Consider the following 12,984-nt stretch of genomic DNA (forward strand, 5'->3'; position numbering starts at 1 on the left):
CCGTGCCCTGAGATATGGCACGATGAACGCATCTCTAGAGTATAGAAACCCATGGGGCCTGCAGACTACCAACCCGATTCTCACCCAGTACCTGCCCATGCTCCAACCGATCCAAGCGCGGCTGAAGCAATTTTGCAGGCCCTGGGCCAAGACTTAGAGGCTCTGCGCGACCAGGTCTCTGGCCAATTGTCAGCGGATATTGCCCATTTGCAAGCTAAAAAACAGCGGCTGATGGACGACGTTGAAGCACTCGAAGGCGATCTTCAAACCCTTCAGGCCGAGCGTCAGCAACTTCAAAGTAGCTACGCTGAGGCCCTCAGCCAGCAGCAAATTAGCCAGCAACAGGCCTGGGCTAAGCGTTTGGCTGTGGCTTTGGCGACGCACCTGCAGGGACGGCTCGAGGCCGCGATGATGGCCACTAACGCCAACGCCCTTCAGGCAGGCAGGTTCTACCCCGACACCCTGGCCCTCAATACAGCCAGTCAGGGGCTGGCGGCTTTGGATACGACCCTACAGAGCACCCTGGCATCGCTTCAGCAGGATCTCACCAGCTACCACAGTACCCTGGCCCAACAGATTGGCCGTATGCAGACCCTAGAACAGCAGGGAGAGGCGCTGCTCGATGCCCTTGTCGCCCGCCTTAGCAATCAATTGCAAACCCAGCTGGTGCCGCCCTCCGCAACCGGCCATGTCTATGGTGTTGCCGCCCAGGGGCCCAGCTCGGTCGCGGGTCTGCCCCCAGAAACAGGGCCCGTACTGCCTATGGGCAGCTATCGAGGCCCACAGTCGGCGGCCGCCTACGCCAGCCCAGGCACTCTACCATCCCCCTCGGGCGCAGCTCACCCCCTCCAGACACCGCCAGGCCAGGCCCCTAGCCCCGCCCATTCTCTGCGGCCCCCAGACCCCATCGAACGGGCCGGTTTCCAGGCCAGTGAGCCTCGTCTGACCCCGGGCCAGCTCCAGATGGGGTTCATCCTGGTCATGCTCTCGACCCTGGCGCTGTCTCTACACAATGTGATCGTGGGGGTGATTGGCTATGGCGGTCAACTGTTAGGCCGCATCCCCCTGGAGGCGGTGTTGCCCTTAAACATTCCCAACTCGCTGTTGCTGCTGTGGCTGCGGATGGTGGTGGTGGTGCCGCTCCTAGCGCTAGTCGCCCCCCGGCTATATCCCCCGGTAGGCAACGATCTTCGCCAGCTATTTCAAAGTACTGACAAACGGCCTCTGATGCAGGTGATTGCCAGTGGGGCTTTCTTATTTTTGTCCCAGGTGCTGATCTATAAAGCGATCGCCGATATTGGCCCAGGGGTAGCGGTCACCCTGCTGTTTATGTATCCGCTGATTACGGTGCCCCTGGCCTGGTTTTTGTTTGGCGATCGCCCGACGCCGCTGCGTCTGGTAGTTATGTTTGCCATTAGCATGGGCATTGTGTTTACGGCCTTGCCCCGCATCTACTCCGATCTCAGCGGCGATAGCCTTTCGCTGTGGGGAGTCGGGGCTGCTCTCTTGGCCAGCATCGCCTTCGCCTTATTTTTGGTGTCGATGCAGCTGAGCTTTAGGCGATTGCACCCGGTATCGGTGAGTTTGCTGCAGTTTTCAACCATTTTTATTCTCACCAGCCTAATTTTGATTGTGGGGTCATTCTTGGGGCTCAACCCTGGCGAACCCAGCCAGCCCTTTAGCCTCTACCTGGGCGCAGGGATCTTGGGCCTGCTAACCCTGCTGGGGTACCTGTTCAATAACTATGGCGTCAAGCTACTAGGGGCCTCTCAGGCCTCTATCGTGGCCGCCAGCGGGCCAGTCGTCACCGCTATCTTGGCCTACCTGCTCACTCCCGGCGACAAGTCTGCCCTGCTCTTTATTCAGTGGATGGGAGTGATTTTGGTAACCCTGGGGGTGATTTCTCTGAGCTTAGAGCGCTTGGCCCACCAGCGACGGCAAGCCCGTCGCCAGATTGCTGTGCCAGCTAATACGGGCCAATGGCACTGATACTCTGCACCGTCGGGCAGGTGCCAGGCACGTCAGCCATGGCCTAAACCTGTCATCAAGATTTTAAAGACGGAGAGAGAGGGATTCGAACCCTCGTTAGAGTCACCCCTAAACAGCATTTCCAGTGCTGCGCCTTCAACCGCTCGGCCATCTCTCCTGGAGGCGGTATCACACCGCTGAGTCGCTATCGTAGCAAACAATGGAGCGGGTTAACAGAGGCCCAATCAGATTTAGGCGTAGGCGATCGCGATTTGCCGGTGGGGAATTTTTCGTGAGAGCATGGTAACTAGGCGATAGCGCCGTTTAAAGATTCGCTGCCCTACTGCCTGAGTTTATGCCACTTACCGACTCTACCGCCCGCACCCACACTGTCACGGTTCACCATCGTCAAACCGGACGCATCTACACCGCAGAAATCCCCGCAGACCGCTACATTTTGCAGGCTGCAGAAAGCCAAGGGATAGAGTTACCCTTCGCCTGTCGGAATGGTGCCTGCACCACCTGCGCGGTTCGCCTAATTGAAGGAGAAGTCGATCAGCCCGAGGCGATGGGGCTATCGCCCGACCTGCGTCGCCAGGGCTATGCTCTACTCTGTGTCAGCTATCCCAGAAGCGCCATTCGGGCCGAAACCCAGGACGAAGACGAGGTATACGAGCTTCAGTTTGGCCGCTACTTTGGCAAAGGCAAAGTCCGCAGGGGTCTCCCCCTAGAAGAGGATTAGTTTATGCACTGACCTCGTACTGCTCCCTAGCTCCCCCGCTCCCTAGCTGTTAGCCATATTACGCCGCAGTCTACCAGGCTAGGTTATCGCTCTCCCTCCCTGTTCCCAATCTTGCTGACTATGTCCCTGCCCCCTGAGTCTGACCTACAGCGCTGGCTAGACATTGCCACCGAAGCCGCCCTAGCCGCTGGGGCCGTGCTCCAACACCACTGGGGCAACCTGACAAATATTGCCGAAAAAGGTCGCCCAGGTGACCTGGTCACCGAAGCTGATCGAGAAGCCGAGGCCGCTGTTATGGCTGTTCTCAACCGACATTTGCCGGCTGACCACGGCATCTTGGCCGAAGAGTCAGGCGTCCAAGGCAACCCAGATGCAGCGCTTCTGTGGGCGATCGACCCCCTCGACGGCACCACCAACTACACCCATCAATATCCCTTCTGTTCAGTCTCCATTGGCCTGCTAGCGGAGGGCGTGCCGATCCTAGGAGTCGTGTATAACCCTATGCTTCAAGAGCTATTTCGTGCGGCCACTGGCCTGGGGGCCACCCTTAACCGCCGCCCCATTCACGTATCGACCACTGCTCAGTTGGCCCAGAGCCTGTTAGTGACCGGGTTTGCCTACGATCGCCGCACAACCCCCGACAACAACTACGCCGAATTTTGCCACCTCACCCACCTCACCCAGGGCGTGCGTCGGGGTGGATCTGCCGCCATTGACCTGGCCTACGTCGCCTGCGGTCGCCTCGATGGTTACTGGGAACGGGGGCTGTCTCCCTGGGATATTGCCGCCGGTATTGCCCTCGTTCGAGAGGCCGGGGGGCGCGTCACCGCCTACGATGGTACTCCCATCGATATTCAGACAGGACGACTATTAGCTACTAATGGCCCTATTCATCAGGCTATGAGCCAAACCCTAGGACAAATTAAACCCTTAGTGGTGCCACCGCTGATCTAGCCAAGGCGTCGCTCACCTCAAAACTTGTTGCCAAGCTCGGTCAAAAAAATCGCGGCTGGTTAAACTGGGGGTGTTCGAATAGAGTTAGCGGTATTTTATTCAGTGTTTTAATATTTCCTGAGCCACCCCTCGGATAAGCGACCATGAAACCAGATCAAGGGCTGTTTCAACTTGGCTTTGACGATCATCACGCGGTGCTGGGCATACCCATTACCGCCGATGCCAAAGCGGTGCGGAAACGCTATCTGACTATTGCCCGCAAGCTCCATCCTGACAGTTTATCTGGGGCAGCTGCAGCTGATGCCCAGCGAGCTAGCGAGATCCTTTCTAAGCTGGTCAACCCGGCCTATGAAACCCTCAGCCAAGAGAAATCGAGCACTGAACATACGATTGTGCTGAAGCTTAAGGGGCAGTCTTTACGGCGGTCAGACACAGCGCCAGTGGTGACGTCGGCCGCCGCCCAAGAGCTGCTCAAAGCTCCCCAGGCCGAACTGGCCTATCGCCAGTCAATCAGGGCTTTAGTCGAGCGCCAGTTTGACCAGCTGGAGGCTATTTCTGAGGTTATTGGCGAACTGAGCGAGTTAAACCTGGTTTACCTATACCGGACTACGGATGGCGAGGCTACCCCAAGCCGTCAATCGGCTCAACCAGCGAAGACGCCCACTAGCTCTCCGGCCGCCCCTGGGGATGCGCCTCCGCCGCCACCCCGCCGCAGCCAGGCTACCATCGTAGAGAGCTACATCAACCGGGCCAGGGAGTACGAAACCGATAAAGACTACAGCCACGCCATTCTGGAACTGAGAGAGGCGGTCAAAGTCTACCCCAACTCCAGCATTTGCCATAGCTATCTATCTTCGTTGTACCTCAAGGCTGGCCAAGGTACCATGGCCCGTGTCCATGCCAAGCGAGCGTTAGCTATTGATCCCGCTGACGAACGGGCGGGTGCGGTGCAAGCCCGAGTTAATAAGGCAGGCGGATCTCCGGCCGGTAAAGGCAATACTAAGGCCAAATCTGGGGATAAGGGGGGTGGATTTTTCGGCCTGTTTGGAGGCAAGAAGAAGTAATGACCTACCACCCACCGGCCGGGGCTCGCGATCTGTTGCCCCTCGATGTGGCCCAAAAGCACTGGATTGAAACCCGACTCGAACAGGTATTTCAGCGCTGGGGTTACCACCGGATTATCACCTCTACCATTGAACGCATGGAAACCCTGATGGCCGGTGGGGCCATTGATCAAGCCGCCGTCATTGAGTTGCATCCCTCTGGGGGCAAACATCTTGGGCTCCGGCCTGAGCTGACGGCCTCGATTGCTCGCACGGCGGTAGCCCGCCTAGCCCGGGTCACCTACCCGCAGCGACTTTACTACCATGCCAATGTGTTTCGCCAGGGCAGCTATGGTAGTCAGCAAGAGTTTTATCAGGCCGGGGTAGAGCTTTTGGGAGCAGGAGCCACTGCCGCCGATGCAGAAATTGTGCTGCTGCTGCTGGACTGTCTCAACAACCTCAATCTCAGGGGTTGGCGTCTGATTCTAGGGGATGCTCAGCTCACCCACGCTCTGCTGGTTCCCTTTCCTCCCGATCAACGCCAGGCTGTGCGTCAAGCCTTGGCCAGTCTTGACCGGGTAGCGTTAGAAGCGCTAGACCTATCGCCGCCACTACGCCAACAAGCTCTAGATTTGCTCGATCTGCGGGGCCACCCTGAGGATGTACTCCAGGCGTTAGCCCAACTGCCTTTGGAGGCCGATACCCAAGCCGTAGTGGAGCGGCTCAAGTCTTTGGTGGCGCTTATCCGAGACGTGATGACGGGCGATGGCCCGCCTGGGCCGGTCTTTGACCATCGCACAGCCCTTACCCTGGATCTCAGCCTAATTCAGCCCTTTGACTACTACACCGGCCTGGTGTTTGAGGTGGTCAGCAGCCCTGACCAGGGCTGCCAGGTGCTGGGCCAGGGGGGCCGCTACGACCACCTGCTGGGGGTCTTTCAGGGTCAGGGTCAGGGGTTTCCGGGGATTGGTTTTGTCCTAAACATTGAGGCCCTGCACCAGGTGCTACTGCCCACGGGGCATCTGCCCCAGGATACCCCCCCCAGCGATTGGCTGGTGGTGCCCACCGTGCCCCAGGCGGCGGCAGCGGCCTTTACCTATGCCCACACCCTGCGTACCTCCGCTAGCCTGGTACGGGCCGAGGTGCATCTAGCCCAGGGCGAATCATCTGAGGCCATTCGCGATCGGGCCCGGCAGCGCCACATTAGCCGCATCGCCTGGATTGGGCCCAGCGGGTTGCCAGATATTGAAGCCCTGAACTAACGTGAGGGATGATCGATGACTCCTGGTCGCGAAGACCTCCCTTGCCTGAATAGAGCAGAGGACAATCGGCCAGAGATACCATCTGTATATATGTCAGTGAGGAATATATGTCAGTGAGGAGAGCCTGTGGCCCACACCATTGTGACTAACGTTTGTGAAGGGGTAGCCGATTGCGTCGACGCCTGTCCGGTAGCCTGCATCCATGAGGGGCCGGGCAAAAATACCAAGGGTACTGACTGGTACTGGATTGATTTCTCGATCTGCATTGACTGCGGCATTTGTCTCCAGGTTTGCCCCGTAGAGGGCGCTATTTTGCCTGAGGAACAACCCGGTCTGCAAAATACCCCGGCCTAGCCTAGGAATTTGATCTGCCCGTCTCTAGTATGACGAGAAGTATGACGAGACAGTCGTGAGGCTTTGCTTCCTAACCTCCCTTACCATGCGTCATCGTTACCCAACCGATGCCACCGTCCCCTCGACTCAGCCTTAGGTTTTGCCATGGCCAAAGTTAGCCTGCGTAGTCGACTCTTTTTTTCTCACCTGGCGGTGATGGGGATTGGCATTTTGACCCTGGCTGTTTTTGGCCGCCTTTACACCCCACGGCTGTTTGTCGTCTCCCTGGAGCGCTATGAGAATGGGGTGCTCAGCGTGCAGCGTCGGACCCAATTGGTCAAGGGCTTTGAGGCGGCCTGGAGCCGCGGTATGCTGTGGGCGATCTTAGTCGGTGGGGGAACGGCGGGCGGGCTGAGCTATTGGGTGTCGCGCCGCATTATTCGACCCCTCGATCAGATGACAGAGGTGACGCGATCGTTTGCAGCGGGTCATTTAGACGAGCGGGTACCCCCCTCAGAGATTCTCGAAATTCAGCGGTTGGCCAGCAGCTTTAACCGGATGGCGGCAGACCTAGAGGGGGTGGAAGAGCATCGCCGGGAGCTAATTGGCGACCTCACCCACGAACTGCGCACTCCGCTGACGATTATTCATGGCTATTTGGAGGGCTTGGCTGACGGGACTGTAATTCCAGAATCTGAGCTCTACCAGCGGCTAGCGGGGGAAACAACGCGGCTACAACGGCTGGTCAATGACCTGCAAGAGCTCTCAAAATTGGAGGCAGGCTATCTGCCCATTCAGGCTCAAGACGTGGCCCTATGCCCATTGCTGACGGCGCTGGTGCGTCCGTTTGCCGACCAGTTTGTCAGTACCGATCGCGTGGTGATTACGCTTCAGTGCCCGCCAGAGTTACCGTCGGTCTATGCTGACCCCAGCCGCATCGAGCAAATTGTGATCAACCTGTTGGGCAACGCCCTGCGCTACACCGAGAAGGGGGCCGTGACGGTCAATGCCTGGGCGCAGCCGGGCCGGGTGTATGTCAGCGTAGCGGATACGGGTATTGGCATTGCCGAGGAAGATCTGCCCTACGTGTTTGAGCGATTTTGGCGGGCCGATCGCTCCCGCAACCGCAGTTCTGGGGGTACGGGCCTGGGGTTGACGATTTGCCGCCGTCTGGTGGAGGTGCAGGGGGGTGAAATTGAGGTCAAGAGCATCGTCGGCCAGGGCAGTGAGTTTCTCTTTTGGCTACCCCAGGGAAAGGGGAGCTAGGGGCGAGAAGCCTTGGGTGAAGTGGATAGAGCAGGCAGTTCATTCGATCGGCGGTGGGGTGAGGAGCTGTTGGCGGTAGGTGTGGGATTGTTTGCGATCGCAGCTCACCTCCAGCAGCCGCACCCCATGGTGGGGCAAGCTGCTAAGGCACGCTTCTAGATCTCTCCAGGTTTGGACTCGCTCATAGTTGACCCCGTAGGCGGCACAGAGATGGTTGAGGTTGACGGTTTGGGGGGTGGCAAAGAAGGCTTCAAACCAGGTTTCGTCGGGGGCGGCAGCGGTAGCTATGGGCAACCGTTCAAAAATGCCACCGCCGTGGTTATTGACCACCACCACCGTGAGGTGACCGCGCAGATGCGGCAGGCTCAGCCAACCATTGGTGTCGTGGAGCAGGGCCAGATCGCCGGTCAACAGCACCGTCGGGGGGCCACCGTGGGCAATGCCTAGGGCAGTCGATAGGGTGCCGTCGATGCCGTTGGCTCCGCGGTTGCAGTAGGGGCGAATACCGCGATCGCCCGGCGGCCAAAACCACTCCACATCGCGAATTGGCATGCTGTTGGCCACTACCAAGGGGGTGTTGGCTGGCAGGCAGCGGGCCAGCAGCCAGGGCACCTTGCTCTCGAAGATGTCATCCCTAGCTGCCAGGGTAGCGTCGAGGTGCTGGCGCAGCCGCTGCTCTAGGGCAAGCCATTGCGCCCGGTAGTGGGAGCTAGATGGGCTTGCACCCTGGGGTAAGGCCTTGGCCAGGGCGGTCAGAGACAGGGGAACCGACACCACTGGGCCGTGGAGGGGGTCGAGATTGGTACCGCCCGGGTCTAGCACCCAGCGACGGGGCTGGGTCGCTTGCAGCCACTGGCGCAGCCGCTTGCTGGTGGGCAGCGGGCCCAGCTGAAGGATCCGGTCGGGCACCAGGGTTTGGGCCTGGTCGGGCAGCCTCAGCACCAGATCGTAGGTGGTGACCAAATGGAGATTTAGGGCGGCGGCATTGCGCAGGGGCGACAGCCCCTCGGCCAGGACTGGCCACCCCAAATACCGAGCTAGGGCGGCGACGGCCTGGCAGTAGCCGAGGGCATCGACGGGTTGGGCCGGGCCAGCGATGATCAGACCGCGATCGCCAGCTGGGGTCGGGCCGAGCCCATCGTCTCCACGCCAGGCCTCGAGCCAGGGCAACACCGCACCGGTAGACCCAACCGTCACGGGGGCAGACTCTCCCACTGCTGCCAAAAAGGTGGCATCTAGAGCCGCTTTGAGGTGCACCACCGAGTCGTCGGCAATGGGGGCCAGGGGGTCACGAAAGGGGCAGTTGAGATGCACCGGCCCCGCCACCGGATGCTGCGATCGCCCCCAGGCCTGCACCAGGGTTTGCCGCAAGTAGCAAAGTAGCCCGATATCGGCCCCCGGCACCGCCAGCTCGGCATACCAGACGGGAAAGGCGCCAAACAGTTTTTGTTGATCAATTGTCTGGCCCGAGGCACAGTCGCGTAGCTCTGGCGGGCGATCGGCGGTGAACATCAGCAGCGGCAGGCAGCTCTCGCGGGCCTCAATCAGCGCCGGGTAATAGTTGGCCCCAGCGGTGCCGGAGGTACAGACTAGCGCCACTGGCCGCCCCGTGCGCCGCGCCACCCCGAGGGCAAAAAAGGCCGCCGATCGCTCATCGAGCACCGGCACGGCCTCAATCTCAGGCTGGTTGGCCAGGGCCACCGTTAGCGGGGTTGAGCGCGACCCCGGCGAAATCACCGCCGTCGTCAGCCCCAGCCGCGCCAGCGTAGCCGCCAGTACCGAGGCCCAGAGGGTGTTGGTATTGCGAAAATCAAAGGTCATGGATCAGCCGACTACACCAGTGATTCCCCCAGAGCCCGCAGTTTGAGCTTAATCTCAGCCCATTCGCGATCGGGGTCAGACCCGGCTACAATACCAGCCCCGGCGTATAGCCGCACCCAGGTGTCAGCCACCAGGGCCGAGCGAATGCCCACAATGAACTCACTGTCGCCATTGGCCCCCACCCACCCCAGCGGTGCGGCATATAGCCCCCGGTCAAAGTCTTCGAAGCGCAAAATTTGATTGCAGGCCTCGCGGGTGGGCACTCCAGCAACGGCAGGGGTGGGGTGCAGCGCCTCGACAATGTGCAGGGGATGCACCTGACGGGGCACCCTGGCCCCCATCGGCGTGTGCAAATGCTGAATATTTGACAGTCGCCGTACCCGGGGCTGGGGCTGATAGTGGGGCCGCAGCCCAATGCCCTGCAGCTGCCGCGCCAAAAACTCCACCACCAGTTGGTGCTCCCCCCGTTCCTTAGGATTGTACAGCAGCCCTTCGGCCAGGCGCTGATCCTGTGACGTCGTGATGCCCCGGGGGGCCGACCCCGCCAGCGCATCGGTAATTAGCTGCCCCTGGGTCAGGCTCAACAATCGCTCTGGGCTCGCGCCCATAAAGGTGGCCCCGTTGCCCTGCCCCAGAGAAAAGACATGGCAGTCGGGGTAGCACCGCCGCAGTCGCCCCAGGGCCGCCAAGGGCTGAAAGGGTTCGACGCTGCCCCAGTCGAGGGCATGGGCCAGCACAATTTTTTGGATTGGGTGGCGGGTCATATGGCCCAGGGCCCGCTCAACGGCAGCTCTAAATCGCTGGCCCGCTTCCGAATCTGGCTGTACTGGTGGCACCACCCCATGCAGCGGCTCTCGCCAAGACAGTGCCCTCAGACGTTCTACCGCCCGTAGCTGAGCCGTTAGCGCGGCGATGAGCGCCTCGATATCGGTTGTGGCCGTTACCAGATGGTTGAGCGTTAGCACTCCCTGGTGCCCCTGACGCACCAGCTGCCACTGGGGCAGCACCACCGTGGCAGCTGAAAACCCCGCTGTATCACCCTGGGGCTCGGCAAAGAAGGTAAACGCACAAAAAAATCGGGACCAGTCGGCCCCACTCAGCGCAACGGTCTCCCCGGCTGCGCGGTAGCAGTGGGTTTTGCTGCGCCACTGCTCAATAAAGCGCCGCGCCTGGGCAAAGCGGTCTATCCCAGCGGTTTCATAGACCAGCGCCGCGCCAAAGCCCACTACTGAGGTCTGGGTTCTAGGGTTCTCAACATACAGGTGGCGATCGCAGCTGGGCGCTAGCTTTGCCAGCACTAGCAGCGGGTCTACGGGCGCAATATCAAAGCTCAGGGTCACGAGCTGGGGCCGATGACTCTGCTGAGCCTGGTGCAGCCAGTGGTCGAGAAATTGGTAGACCGACTGTAGGGTCTGGTCGCGATCGGAGCAGTGAGAAACAACGGGCATAAACCTTGGGTATTAAAGCGGTTTAGTCAACGTCATGGAGCGGTGGTAGCGCCAGTTGGCCAGAGCACCCTAGCCGCCCAGGCGACAGGCCCCAACGCCAGGATCCGCTTTACGCTCACCCTAGGGCCTGCATCCGGGTCGGTGGAGGGGCTGAAAAGTGCTCCAGTCAAGCCACTCAGCCCGTTAGGCAGTATCCTTACTGGTAGCATATTCGGTCATGGCGTAGCCAGTTCAGGGCCAGTCGTTCACGCAGCTTAATAGTGGGTGCCGGTTCTGCGATGGTGAACAGCGGTTTTATCGTCACCGTTGAGCACCCGTCCGGCTTCCACCGTGGCGTAAACCAGCCAGTGATCGCCACACTCCATGCGCTGATTCACAGAGCACTCTAGGTAGGCGACGGCCTCGGCCAAAATCGGCGCGCCATTTTCTGCCGTCTCAGTCTCAATATCGGCAAACCGGTCTTCGCCGGGGGCAAAGGGTTTGAGAAAATGCTTCATCGGCCCCAGGTGCCGCCCCTCTGCCAGAATGTTGAGCACAAACGAGCTGCCCGGATACAGCAGCGACTCGATCGCGCGATCTTTGGCCACCGCCACCGTAAACCCCGGCGGCGCAAAGGAGGCCTGAGACACCCAGGAAGCCAGCATGGCACTTGAGACCTCACCCTGGCGGGCGGTGACAATGCAGAGCGACCCGACAATGCGCCCCACCGCTTGCTCCACCGAGGATGCGGGTGTGCGGGGCTGCTTGGCCCGCTTCGCCTTTTTCAGCGACTGGGCAAAATCGGTGCCCACTTCTTCGCAGTATTTGAGGGTGACATCGGTGGGTTTAAACTTGACCCGAATGGGCTCAAAGGCCAGGGAGTAGCCCCCATCCTTGAGCTTGCCTTCGAGCAGGTCAATGGCCTCACCGCTCCAGCCAAAGGAGCCAAACACTCCGGCAGGCTGGGCCTTAGATGCGGTTGAAAGCACAATGCCCAGAGCCGTTTGCATTTGGGTTGGGGCATGGCCCCCCAGGGTGGGGGACCCCATGAGAAACCCGGCAGAGCCCTCCACAGCCGTTTTAATCTCCTCGGGGCTAGCCTGCTCGGCATTGATCGCCTCCACCGCCACCCCCGACTTGGTAATACCCCGGGCCAGAGCCTGGGCAATGGTGGCCGTATTGCCGTAGGCCGAGGCGTAGATCAGCGCTACCGAGAGGTCTTGGGAAGTCTGGGCCTGGCCCCAGTCGCGATAGCTCTGAAACAGCTCTCGGGCGCTGTAGCGCACCACTGGCCCATGGCCCGGCGCAATAGTTTGAAAGGAGTGCTGGGCCATTTTGCCCAGGGCTACCATGACCTGCCGGGTGCTGGCGGCAAACAGGCAGTCGAAGTAGTAGCGGCGGTCTTCGAGCAGATCTTCCCAGCTGAGGTCAAAAACGGCATCGTCGCAGCGGTGCGCGCCAAAAAACTTGTCGGTATATAGTACCCCGGAGTAGGGGTCAAAGGTGGCCAGCCCGCCAGGGTAGCGGGGGGTCGGTATCAACTCAAACTCCAGATGGTGGCCCTGGCCCAGATCGAGGCGGTCTTCGCCCGTGCGAATGACGCGAATGCGCGGCGAGACATCGGGCAAGAGGTCTTTGAGCGCCAGGGCGGCAGGGTTAGAGCAGACTACCGTCACCTCGGGTAGACGCTTGAGCAAGAGTTCTAAGGTCTTGGCCCGGTTGGGGTTAATGTGCCCCAAAATGATGTAGCTCAGCTGGTAGAGGTCGATGTGGCGCTCTAGGGCTGCTAAAAAGGCCTCGTTGAACGACTCTCCCGGCGGGTCGATGAGTGCGGTGCGATCGCCCTGAATCAGGTAGCTGTTGGCGGTGGTGCCCCGCTCTAGGGCGTATTCAATCTCAAAGCGCAGGCGGTTCCAACTGCGACAGCGCAGCACGGTTGTGCCAGCGGCCATAGCGTAGATCTGAACATCGCGAGGAAGGGGAGTCATGGCAACGGTGACTGAAGGGTTAGCGCGTCCCAGCCTAAGTCTGGGCCAAAGCCTGGGCAACGTTGAACAGGGCATAGCGCCCCTCTGCTGCAATTCTAGAGGATTGCGGTCGGCATCTTGTGGCTCGGCCAGGCCATCCCCTGCCCAGGCCGAGATCGATCGCCCCCGCCTCGATCGCCC

General features: G+C 60.2%; 11 protein-coding genes and 1 tRNA gene. 8 read left to right on the forward strand and 4 right to left on the reverse strand.

Annotation, left to right across the window (positions count from 1 at the left end; translation table 11 throughout):
* Positions 1-51: 51 nt before the first annotated feature.
* Positions 52-1,989 carry a DMT family transporter gene (locus IQ254_RS01350; RefSeq protein WP_228039899.1) on the forward strand — a complete coding sequence of 646 codons (1,938 nt, stop codon included), beginning with the start codon at positions 52-54 and terminating at the stop codon, positions 1,987-1,989.
* 70 nt (positions 1,990-2,059) lie between these two features.
* Here IQ254_RS01350 and IQ254_RS01355 read toward each other — a convergent pair.
* Positions 2,060-2,146 (reverse strand) — tRNA-Ser (locus IQ254_RS01355).
* A 177-nt stretch (positions 2,147-2,323) separates the two neighbouring features.
* Here IQ254_RS01355 and IQ254_RS01360 point away from each other — a divergent pair.
* The 6 genes from IQ254_RS01360 (at position 2,324) to IQ254_RS01385 (ending at position 7,568) form a co-directional block, all read left to right on the forward strand.
* Positions 2,324-2,710, forward strand: a complete 387-nt coding sequence (locus tag IQ254_RS01360; RefSeq protein WP_193963527.1) for a 2Fe-2S iron-sulfur cluster-binding protein — start codon at positions 2,324-2,326, stop codon at positions 2,708-2,710.
* Positions 2,711-2,830: 120 nt separating this feature from the next.
* Positions 2,831-3,664, forward strand: coding sequence for an inositol monophosphatase family protein (locus IQ254_RS01365; protein WP_193963529.1), 834 nt, complete (start codon positions 2,831-2,833; stop codon positions 3,662-3,664).
* Between the two features lie 143 nt (positions 3,665-3,807).
* On the forward strand, positions 3,808-4,728 hold the full coding sequence (locus IQ254_RS01370) for a J domain-containing protein (RefSeq protein ID WP_193963540.1): 921 nt from the start codon (positions 3,808-3,810) through the stop codon (positions 4,726-4,728).
* On the forward strand, positions 4,728-5,969 hold the full coding sequence (locus tag IQ254_RS01375) for an ATP phosphoribosyltransferase regulatory subunit (RefSeq protein ID WP_193963542.1): 1,242 nt from the start codon (positions 4,728-4,730) through the stop codon (positions 5,967-5,969). Before IQ254_RS01370 ends, IQ254_RS01375 begins: the two co-directional genes overlap by 1 nt.
* A 126-nt stretch (positions 5,970-6,095) precedes the next feature.
* Entirely contained in the window at positions 6,096-6,323 is a 228-nt protein-coding gene (locus tag IQ254_RS01380) for a ferredoxin family protein (RefSeq protein ID WP_193963544.1), read from the forward strand.
* A 144-nt stretch (positions 6,324-6,467) separates the two neighbouring features.
* Positions 6,468-7,568 carry a cell wall metabolism sensor histidine kinase WalK gene (locus tag IQ254_RS01385; protein WP_193963545.1) on the forward strand — a complete coding sequence of 367 codons (1,101 nt, stop codon included), beginning with the start codon at positions 6,468-6,470 and terminating at the stop codon, positions 7,566-7,568.
* Between the two features lie 39 nt (positions 7,569-7,607).
* Here IQ254_RS01385 and menD read toward each other — a convergent pair whose 3' ends face one another.
* The 3 genes from menD to IQ254_RS01400 all read right to left on the reverse strand — a co-directional run bounded on the left by menD (position 7,608) and on the right by IQ254_RS01400 (position 12,804).
* Positions 7,608-9,389, reverse strand: a complete 1,782-nt coding sequence (gene menD / locus IQ254_RS01390) for a 2-succinyl-5-enolpyruvyl-6-hydroxy-3-cyclohexene-1-carboxylic-acid synthase (RefSeq protein WP_193963547.1) — start codon at positions 9,387-9,389, stop codon at positions 7,608-7,610.
* An 11-nt stretch (positions 9,390-9,400) separates the two neighbouring features.
* Positions 9,401-10,837 carry an isochorismate synthase MenF gene (locus tag IQ254_RS01395; protein ID WP_193963549.1) on the reverse strand — a complete coding sequence of 479 codons (1,437 nt, stop codon included), beginning with the start codon at positions 10,835-10,837 and terminating at the stop codon, positions 9,401-9,403.
* 254 nt (positions 10,838-11,091) lie between these two features.
* Positions 11,092-12,804 carry a diflavin flavoprotein gene (locus tag IQ254_RS01400; RefSeq protein WP_228039901.1) on the reverse strand — a complete coding sequence of 571 codons (1,713 nt, stop codon included), beginning with the start codon at positions 12,802-12,804 and terminating at the stop codon, positions 11,092-11,094.
* Between IQ254_RS01400 and IQ254_RS01405 the strand changes: the two genes are divergently transcribed.
* A partial coding sequence (locus IQ254_RS01405; RefSeq protein WP_193963551.1) for a hypothetical protein occupies positions 12,803-12,984 on the forward strand: 182 nt, incomplete at its 3' end. The genes IQ254_RS01400 and IQ254_RS01405 overlap by 2 nt on opposite strands.

This window comes from Nodosilinea sp. LEGE 07088, from assembly GCF_015207395.1.
Classification (GTDB): Bacteria; Cyanobacteriota; Cyanobacteriia; order Phormidesmidales; family Phormidesmidaceae; genus Nodosilinea.

What these genes read in the sequence shown, in the direction of transcription:
- IQ254_RS01350 (WP_228039899.1), top strand. Translation starts at nt 52, where the DNA reads ATGGGGCCTGCAGACTACCAACCCGATTCTCACCCAGTACCTGCCCAT.
- IQ254_RS01360 (WP_193963527.1), top strand. Translation starts at nt 2,324, where the DNA reads ATGCCACTTACCGACTCTACCGCCCGCACCCACACTGTCACGGTTCAC.
- IQ254_RS01365 (WP_193963529.1), top strand. Translation starts at nt 2,831, where the DNA reads ATGTCCCTGCCCCCTGAGTCTGACCTACAGCGCTGGCTAGACATTGCC.
- IQ254_RS01370 (WP_193963540.1), top strand. Translation starts at nt 3,808, where the DNA reads ATGAAACCAGATCAAGGGCTGTTTCAACTTGGCTTTGACGATCATCAC.
- IQ254_RS01375 (WP_193963542.1), top strand. Translation starts at nt 4,728, where the DNA reads ATGACCTACCACCCACCGGCCGGGGCTCGCGATCTGTTGCCCCTCGAT.
- IQ254_RS01385 (WP_193963545.1), top strand. Translation starts at nt 6,468, where the DNA reads ATGGCCAAAGTTAGCCTGCGTAGTCGACTCTTTTTTTCTCACCTGGCG.
- menD (WP_193963547.1), bottom strand. Translation starts at nt 9,389, where the DNA reads ATGACCTTTGATTTTCGCAATACCAACACCCTCTGGGCCTCGGTACTG.
- IQ254_RS01395 (WP_193963549.1), bottom strand. Translation starts at nt 10,837, where the DNA reads ATGCCCGTTGTTTCTCACTGCTCCGATCGCGACCAGACCCTACAGTCG.
- IQ254_RS01400 (WP_228039901.1), bottom strand. Translation starts at nt 12,804, where the DNA reads ATGACTCCCCTTCCTCGCGATGTTCAGATCTACGCTATGGCCGCTGGC.